Annotated in this window: 4 protein-coding genes; 1 reads left to right on the top strand and 3 read right to left on the bottom strand. The window is 44.7% G+C overall.

Translation table 11 applies throughout. From position 1 onward, the window contains the following. Positions 1-168: 168 nt before the first annotated feature. A complete protein-coding gene (locus VIM89_RS08470) occupies positions 169-1236 on the bottom strand; it encodes a Gfo/Idh/MocA family oxidoreductase (RefSeq protein WP_488155718.1) in 1068 nt (355 codons plus the stop codon). A 307-nt stretch (positions 1237-1543) separates the two neighbouring features. On the opposite strand from VIM89_RS08470, the gene VIM89_RS08465 reads away from it, so the two are divergent. Beyond that, complete coding sequence (locus VIM89_RS08465) at positions 1544-2527, top strand: aldo/keto reductase (RefSeq protein WP_488155717.1); 984 nt, start codon at positions 1544-1546, stop codon at positions 2525-2527. A gap of 101 nt (positions 2528-2628) precedes the next feature. Here VIM89_RS08465 and VIM89_RS08460 read toward each other — a convergent pair whose 3' ends face one another. Both VIM89_RS08460 and VIM89_RS08455 read right to left on the bottom strand, forming a co-directional pair. Continuing rightward, on the bottom strand, positions 2629-5382 hold the full coding sequence (locus VIM89_RS08460; RefSeq protein ID WP_488155716.1) for a 3-keto-alpha-glucoside-1,2-lyase-like domain-containing protein: 2754 nt from the start codon (positions 5380-5382) through the stop codon (positions 2629-2631). Positions 5383-5403: 21 nt separating this feature from the next. Continuing rightward, positions 5404-6672 carry a Gfo/Idh/MocA family oxidoreductase gene (locus VIM89_RS08455; protein WP_488155715.1) on the bottom strand — a complete coding sequence of 423 codons (1269 nt, stop codon included), beginning with the start codon at positions 6670-6672 and terminating at the stop codon, positions 5404-5406. Positions 6673-6745: the final 73 nt, after the last annotated feature.

The raw sequence follows: 6745 nt of genomic DNA, 5'->3' as shown, positions 1-6745 counted from the left end.
TGGTTAAAAACTGAACAATAGGAACCAAATAGTACCAAGCAGTACTTTGTCAGTTATTAAAAATGAAAATCAAGTATTGTAAATATAGAAAAATCCCGACAAACTGCGGGATTTATTTGGTTAGCTTTGTATATAAATGCCAGAATCTTCTCTGCCAGATTGAAAAATTTAATCCGAATATGGTACCGTCCTCTTCTCTCTACTACTCTGAAAGCATAATTCAATAATACGGATGGTATCTCTTGCCTGTTCAGGCTCAACAATTAATTTTTTGCCTTCAGCGATGGCTTCATAGATATTTTGAAACAAAGCCTCATAATGACCTTCTTCACTTTTTATAGTTTCGGTAATGTCTTTGCCATTTTGTTCATAAGTGAGTTTACCCCATATCGATTCCGGTTCGATACCCCAGTTGGATGATTTGTCCGGTCTGCCACCTTTTTTTAATTCGGCCTCCTGCACATCCATACCGTATTTTATAAAGGTGCCATGATCACCGCACAACACATAAGTCGGACCGGGAACTTTTACCAGCATAGCGCCTTTCAAAGTAACTTTTAGTCCCTCAGAATAGGTGAGTATGATCTCAAAATTATCTTCCACTTCTAATCCGGGGCGTTGGGTGAGCATGATGCACGTAACTTCCAATGGTTTGCCGAATAACTCTAATGCACCATCGATGATGTGAGCACCCAGATCATACAATATTCCTGAGCCGGGCAGTGGTTTTTCGCGCCAGGCGTTAGGGCGTAGTTCCCTGCGGAAACGATCATAATGCACTTCATACTCAACCAAATGACCCAATTTTCCGCTTGCTAATACTTTTTTTATGGTGTTGTGTCCGCTATCAAACCTACGGTTGTGGTGAACTGACAATACTTTATTCTGTTGTTTTGCTAACGCGATCAGTTCATTGGCCTCATTCACAGTTACTGTAAAAGGCTTTTCAACCAGCACATGCTTGCCTGCCAGCAAAGCTTGTTTGCTTAAACTCAAATGTGAGGTATTAGGCGTACCCACCAGAACAAGGTCGATAGCCGGATCATTCATGATATTGTCCGTATTGTCAACAATCTCCACGTTAGGATATAACGACTGAGCTTTAGCGACACGGGCTGGGTCAGTAGTATATATCTTGCTCAAGTTGAAGTTTGGATTTGAATCAACAAATGGTGCAAAGAATGTTTCGCCCGAAAATCCGAAGCCGATAATGGCGGTATTGAGTACTTTTTTCATGGTTCACCAAATGTAAAAAAGTATTCGGATTTAGACTCATCAGTACCTTTATAATGAACCACAATACGACAAAAAACCGATGTCATCGAACGAACTTGAGGTGGAATTGAGTTGAGGCGTGAGAAGAAAACTTTTGCGATATGCAAAGTCCACTATGCATGATGTAAAGATTTCTCACCCGCACCCAAGGCATGTCCCATCAGCGGGTTCGAAATGACATTATTAAATAATATCTATTTTTTTACAAACCAATTAAACGCATCGATTCTTTTATCAGGATATTGCACAAAAATCACCCATCAACATTATGAAATACAGAATCTTCGCTCAAAGCGAACAATTATCGGCCATTGGTTTGGGCTGCATGAGCATGAGCCACGCCTATGGCACTCCGGACGATCCGGAATCACTGGAAACATTACATCTCGCACTCGACCTCGGCATCAACTTTTGGGATACCGCCGATGTATACGGTAACGGCAGAAACGAAGAGTTGATCTCGAATGTTCTCCGTTCCAATCGCGACAAAGTATTTATCGCTACTAAGTTTGGTTTCCGTGCACATCCTGACGGGAGATTGAATACTTTTGACGGTAGTCCTGAGTATGTGAAACAAGCTGTTGAAGCCAGTTTAAAACGATTGAAGATCGATACTATAGATTTATATTATGCTCATCGTATCGACCCAAATGTACCGGTTGAAGAAATGGTCGGTGCTATGGCGGAATTAGTAAAAGAGGGTAAAGTACGCTACCTGGGATTATCCGAAGCTTCTGCCAATTCTATTCGCAGGGCACACGCTGTGCATCCCATCAGTGCTTTGCAAAGTGAATACTCTTTATTGACAAGAGACGTAGAAACAGAAATACTACCTCTGTGCAAAGAGTTGGCTATCACATTCGTGCCATTTAGCCCGTTAGCTCGTGGACTAATGACCAATACGCTAAACTTAAACGAACTGGGCGATAATGATTTCCGTAAATCATTGCCGCGCTATCAGAAAGATCACCAGGAAAATAATCAGAATCTGGCCTCTGGCTTTGCTGAAATTGCTGAGCAAAAAGGATGCAGTCCGGCGCAGCTGGCATTGGCATGGGTATTGGCACAAGGGGATAACATTATTCCGATTCCAGGAACCAAAAAGCGTAAAAATTTAAAAGACAATGCTGGAAGTGTGGATGTCGATTTAACAGCTGAAGATATTCAACAAATAGAAGCCTTGCTGCTTAAATATCCGAATGTGGGTGACCGCTATAGCGAAGCGAACTGGAAGTTTGTGGATAAGAATTGACCTCTTAATAGGAGGGTGTCACCCTGAGCCCAGTCGAAGGGTGTGCGGAAAGGCCATTCCCGCATATGCTTCGACTGGGCTCAGCATGACAGCGCTCTTTCTCAATCCGGCAGCTCCCTCAAATAAATATCCCTATAATAAATGTGGTTGCCGTGGGCCTGTAATTCTATCTGCTCTTTAGGGAAGATAGGTAGTTTACGATCCCAGTAGTTGTCCAGAACGGTATTGTCTACCACCAATACGCCATTCAGATAAACGGTTACTTTATCGCCTTTCATGATGATGTGGAAGTTATTCCAATCGTTAATGGCATTGTCAGCCAGTTTAAGAGGTTTGCTTTCGTGTGCCTGGTTGTTGTATAGTCCACCCGAGCCTACCTGTGCGCCAACATCCACGCGTGAGGTATCCCAGATCTGTACCTGTGGTGACCCACGCAGATAAACGCCTGCATCACCTTTTGGTTCGATTTTCCAATCTACATACAGCTCGAAATTGCGGTATTGCTTGGTGGTACAAAGGTTTTCACCCTCGCCGCTAAAGTTCAGGATACCGTCTTTTACATACCAGCCTTTGTTCATGATAGAGTCAGCCTTGTGCTGCTCTTTGGCTAAAGTAGCTGCATCCATTTTGCTGCGGGTAATTGGGTTGCCAACCAGGCCTTTCCAGCCGGTCAGGTCTTTATTATTGAATAAGGCTACTAAACCGGCATCAGCAGGCATTTCGTTAATGAACTTGCGGATAGCAACTTTCTCGTAATCACTGTCGCCGCCTTTTTTGATCTGTATCGATTTGTTCAGCCATTCTTTTACATCGCTGCCATAGAAGTTTTTGTCAGATAATGCAATGTTCGATACCTCATTAGCTGCGTCTTCCTGCAACTGAGGGTCATCCAGATATTTGCTGATAAATACCAGCGCAGGGAAAGTCTTATTATTTGCTGTTTCTTCCAATATCAATTTCTTCTGCGGAACAGTCTGTGCTACTTCCATCGCATCGCGCAGATAGATCACTTTCTCGTCAGCAGGGTAGTTCGACTTACTGATGGCAGCTACAAAGCCACGCAATGCCTGATCTTTCAGCTTGGCATCAGTTGTTTCTTTGCTGATCAGGTATAACTCAGGAGCAGCGCTTACATCAACCCATTGAGAAAGTGCTGTAACTGCAGCTTGTTTGGTTGCGTCATCTCCCTTAGTGTAAGCTGAAGAAATAGCAGCCAGCGACTTTTTATCGCCTATACTTGCCAGAATATTAAAATATAATGGCTTTTTATCGGCGGGTGCCTGATCCATCTGCTCCAATGCTTGCGTGCTTTGGCTCGATTTATCTTTCATCTGGCCGATAACAGCAATAATAGCAGCCTGAACATCAGTCTCTTCAGTAGTTGAGGTTGGTGATTTCAGCATTGAGTATAAATGGCTCAGATTATCCGGTCCGGCCAGTTGCTTTAAGGATGCATAAGCCGCAGCGCGAACGTTGGCGTCTTTGCTATTCAGCAATGGTGTTACAATGTCGATTTTGCTATGCGCCTGACGTGCAGCCAGTACGTTGATCAAAGCTACCTTACCATCATCCGACATATCCGGCAATGCATTGGCTACTTTAGTTACCACATTCGGGCCTTTCATAATCAGTAAAGCATTTTGCACAGCTTCGATTCTATTGGCGTCACCTGTTCGAAGCACATTCAATAGGTCAGGAATCGCTTTATCATGGCCGATCTTTCCGGCTGCGTCAATTGCAGCGATCACTACCTCTGACTCCTGGCTATATATTTGTTTTTCAACAGCTGGAAAAGCAGAAGCCGGCCTGGTAATACCCAACATTTTGATAATCGCAACTTTTTGAGTCCACCCTGTCTTTAATAACTCGTTTGTCCACAAAATCGTTGTAGTAGGGGTGATATATGGTTCAGCAAATTTCAAAGCAGCATCCCGATATTGAGAATTATTGTTTCTTGTAGCTGCTATCAGCATTTGGGTGCTTTTGTTGCCTTGCAGATCGACCAATATTTTTAAAGCGGCTGTTTGTGTTTGCACCTGGTTAGCTAAGCTGGCTTTGGTCTGCAATGCTTTTGCCAGTTTGGTTGCGGTTACTGCATTTTTTGCACCGAGGTTGCGGATAAACATCAGGTAGGCAGAAGTCGCATCAGTAACATCATATGTATACTTAGCCTGGTCAGCAGCATTGGCCATCAGGTTGATAGACACCGGGCTGGCGATGTTAGCCAATGCATATAAAGCCACTTTATCGGTCATTTTATCTTTACCCATTTTGGCCGAGATACCATGGACAGCCAATGCATTCTTACTATCGCCCAAGGCCTCGATCAGGGTTATTGTACATTTTCCTTGTGAGCCGCTTAAAGCTGATAACAAAGCTGCTTTTGATGCCAGAGTGTTGATCTTCACTAAAGCACGCGCAGCAGGATCGCAAAGGCGTTCGTCGTTCAAATAGCTTTTTAAAGATGATACGGCATCATCCTTGCCGATCATTTGCAACTGGCTGATAATAAAAGCCTGATTATACTTGTCGTTTACTTTTGGTAAAGCTGAAGTGTAAGCTTTTACTGCAGTGGCGCGCCATGGCTCCTTTGTTCTTTGTGTGATATAAAACGTGAAGCCACTAATGGCGTCATAAATTTTTGTATTGTCTGCCTGACCGGGTGCCTGCAGCATTTCGAGCATTTTTACGATGCCCGGCTCGCCTAAAGCCATTGTCTTTTCGGCATTGGCGTTCAGGTCAGCTTCCTTAATGGCGGGCTCCTTGTCCAGTATGGCGGTGATGTTGCTGTCCTGTGCCTTTGCCAGCGTGGCGAACAGGGACAGGCAAGCTATTGATAAATATATTTTTTTCATGATTGTGATCTCAAACTTGAATTAAATGGTCCATGGTCCGCGAAGCGGCGGGAATATCAAACGGTTTGCACCTTCGTCATCAATAAACTCCTGTTTAACTGGGTCGAATTTTAACGAGCGTCCTAAACGAAGCGCCGCCAAACCCATATTGATGATGGTGCATGAACGGTAACCATTCTGCTCGTTCAGCGCGAACTTCTTCCGGTTCTTTACCGCGTCGATAAAGTCGACCACCTGCGGTTCAGGATCAGGGAAGGCAGCCAGTTTTTTCTCCAGGTCCGGTATGTCTGATTTAAAACCAGGATATAATTTGCCTTTTGGTCCTTCAATATAAGGTACGCCCTCTACGCTGCCTTCGCCGTCAAGAATGATCTTGCAACCATCTGCATAAGTGTAAGTGATCTTGCGCCAGGTGCCTACGGCATCCATGTTTTGTTGAGGTGCGTCCAATTCAACACTGATAGGATTAGTGTCATCCTTGCCCAGGAAATATTGAACGGGGTCAAGGTAATGCTGCCCCATATCACTCAAACCGCCGCCGTCGTAATCCCAATAACCACGGAAGGTTTGGTGAACACGGTGCGGGTTGTATGGTTTGTAAGGAGCAGGGCCTAGCCAGGTTTCGTAATCCAATTCAGGCGGAACAGGCATTTCCGGTAAATTGGTCTTGCCAACCCAATAAAACTTCCAGTCAAAGCCAGTATGACGGCCTACAGTAACCGTTAAAGGCCAACCAAGCAGACCGCTTTCCACCAGTTTCTTGATCGGTTTAACGGTAGTTCCCATTCCGTAGAAATTATCCGAGAAACGGAACCAGGTATTCAGCCTGAAAATTCGGCCATGTTGTTGTACAGCTTCCATTACGCGCTTGCCTTCGCCAATGGTGTGGGTCATCGGTTTTTCGCACCAAATGTCTTTGCCGGCTCGTGCTGCATCGGCAGCCATAATGCCGTGCCAGTGCGGTGGAGTGGCGATGTGGACGATGTCTACCTCGGGCAACTGGATCAGCTCGCGGTAATCGGATAATGTTTTTGCGCCATTGTTCAGCATTGCTGATACTTCCTGCAGGTGGTTTTTATCCACGTCACAAATGGCTACTACTTTGGTGTTGCCATAAGGGATATGGTTCCTGCCCATACCACCTACGCCGATGATGCCCTTAGTGAGCTGATCGCTCGGCGCGATGTATCCTTTACCCAAAACAAAACGGGGAACAATAGTAAAAGCCGCTGCTGCAATAGCCGACTTTTTAAGGAACTCCCGCCGGGTGTTTAGTTTCTTTTCTTCCATGTATGATTGACGGATTTATTGTTATAGACTGTCATTTCGATGAGTCGCAAAGGTGTGGTTTGGGGCGAAGAGA

This window comes from Mucilaginibacter sp. (genome assembly GCF_036568825.1).
In the GTDB taxonomy this organism is placed as follows: domain Bacteria; phylum Bacteroidota; class Bacteroidia; order Sphingobacteriales; family Sphingobacteriaceae; genus Mucilaginibacter.
This window is presented reverse-complemented; position numbering and strand designations above follow the sequence as displayed.

Bases quoted from the DNA above. Each gene is read 5' to 3' on its own strand.
- VIM89_RS08470 (WP_488155718.1), bottom strand. From the start codon at position 1,236: ATGAAAAAAGTACTCAATACCGCCATTATCGGCTTCGGATTTTCGGGC.
- VIM89_RS08465 (WP_488155717.1), top strand. From the start codon at position 1,544: ATGAAATACAGAATCTTCGCTCAAAGCGAACAATTATCGGCCATTGGT.
- VIM89_RS08460 (WP_488155716.1), bottom strand. From the start codon at position 5,382: ATGAAAAAAATATATTTATCAATAGCTTGCCTGTCCCTGTTCGCCACG.
- VIM89_RS08455 (WP_488155715.1), bottom strand. From the start codon at position 6,672: ATGGAAGAAAAGAAACTAAACACCCGGCGGGAGTTCCTTAAAAAGTCG.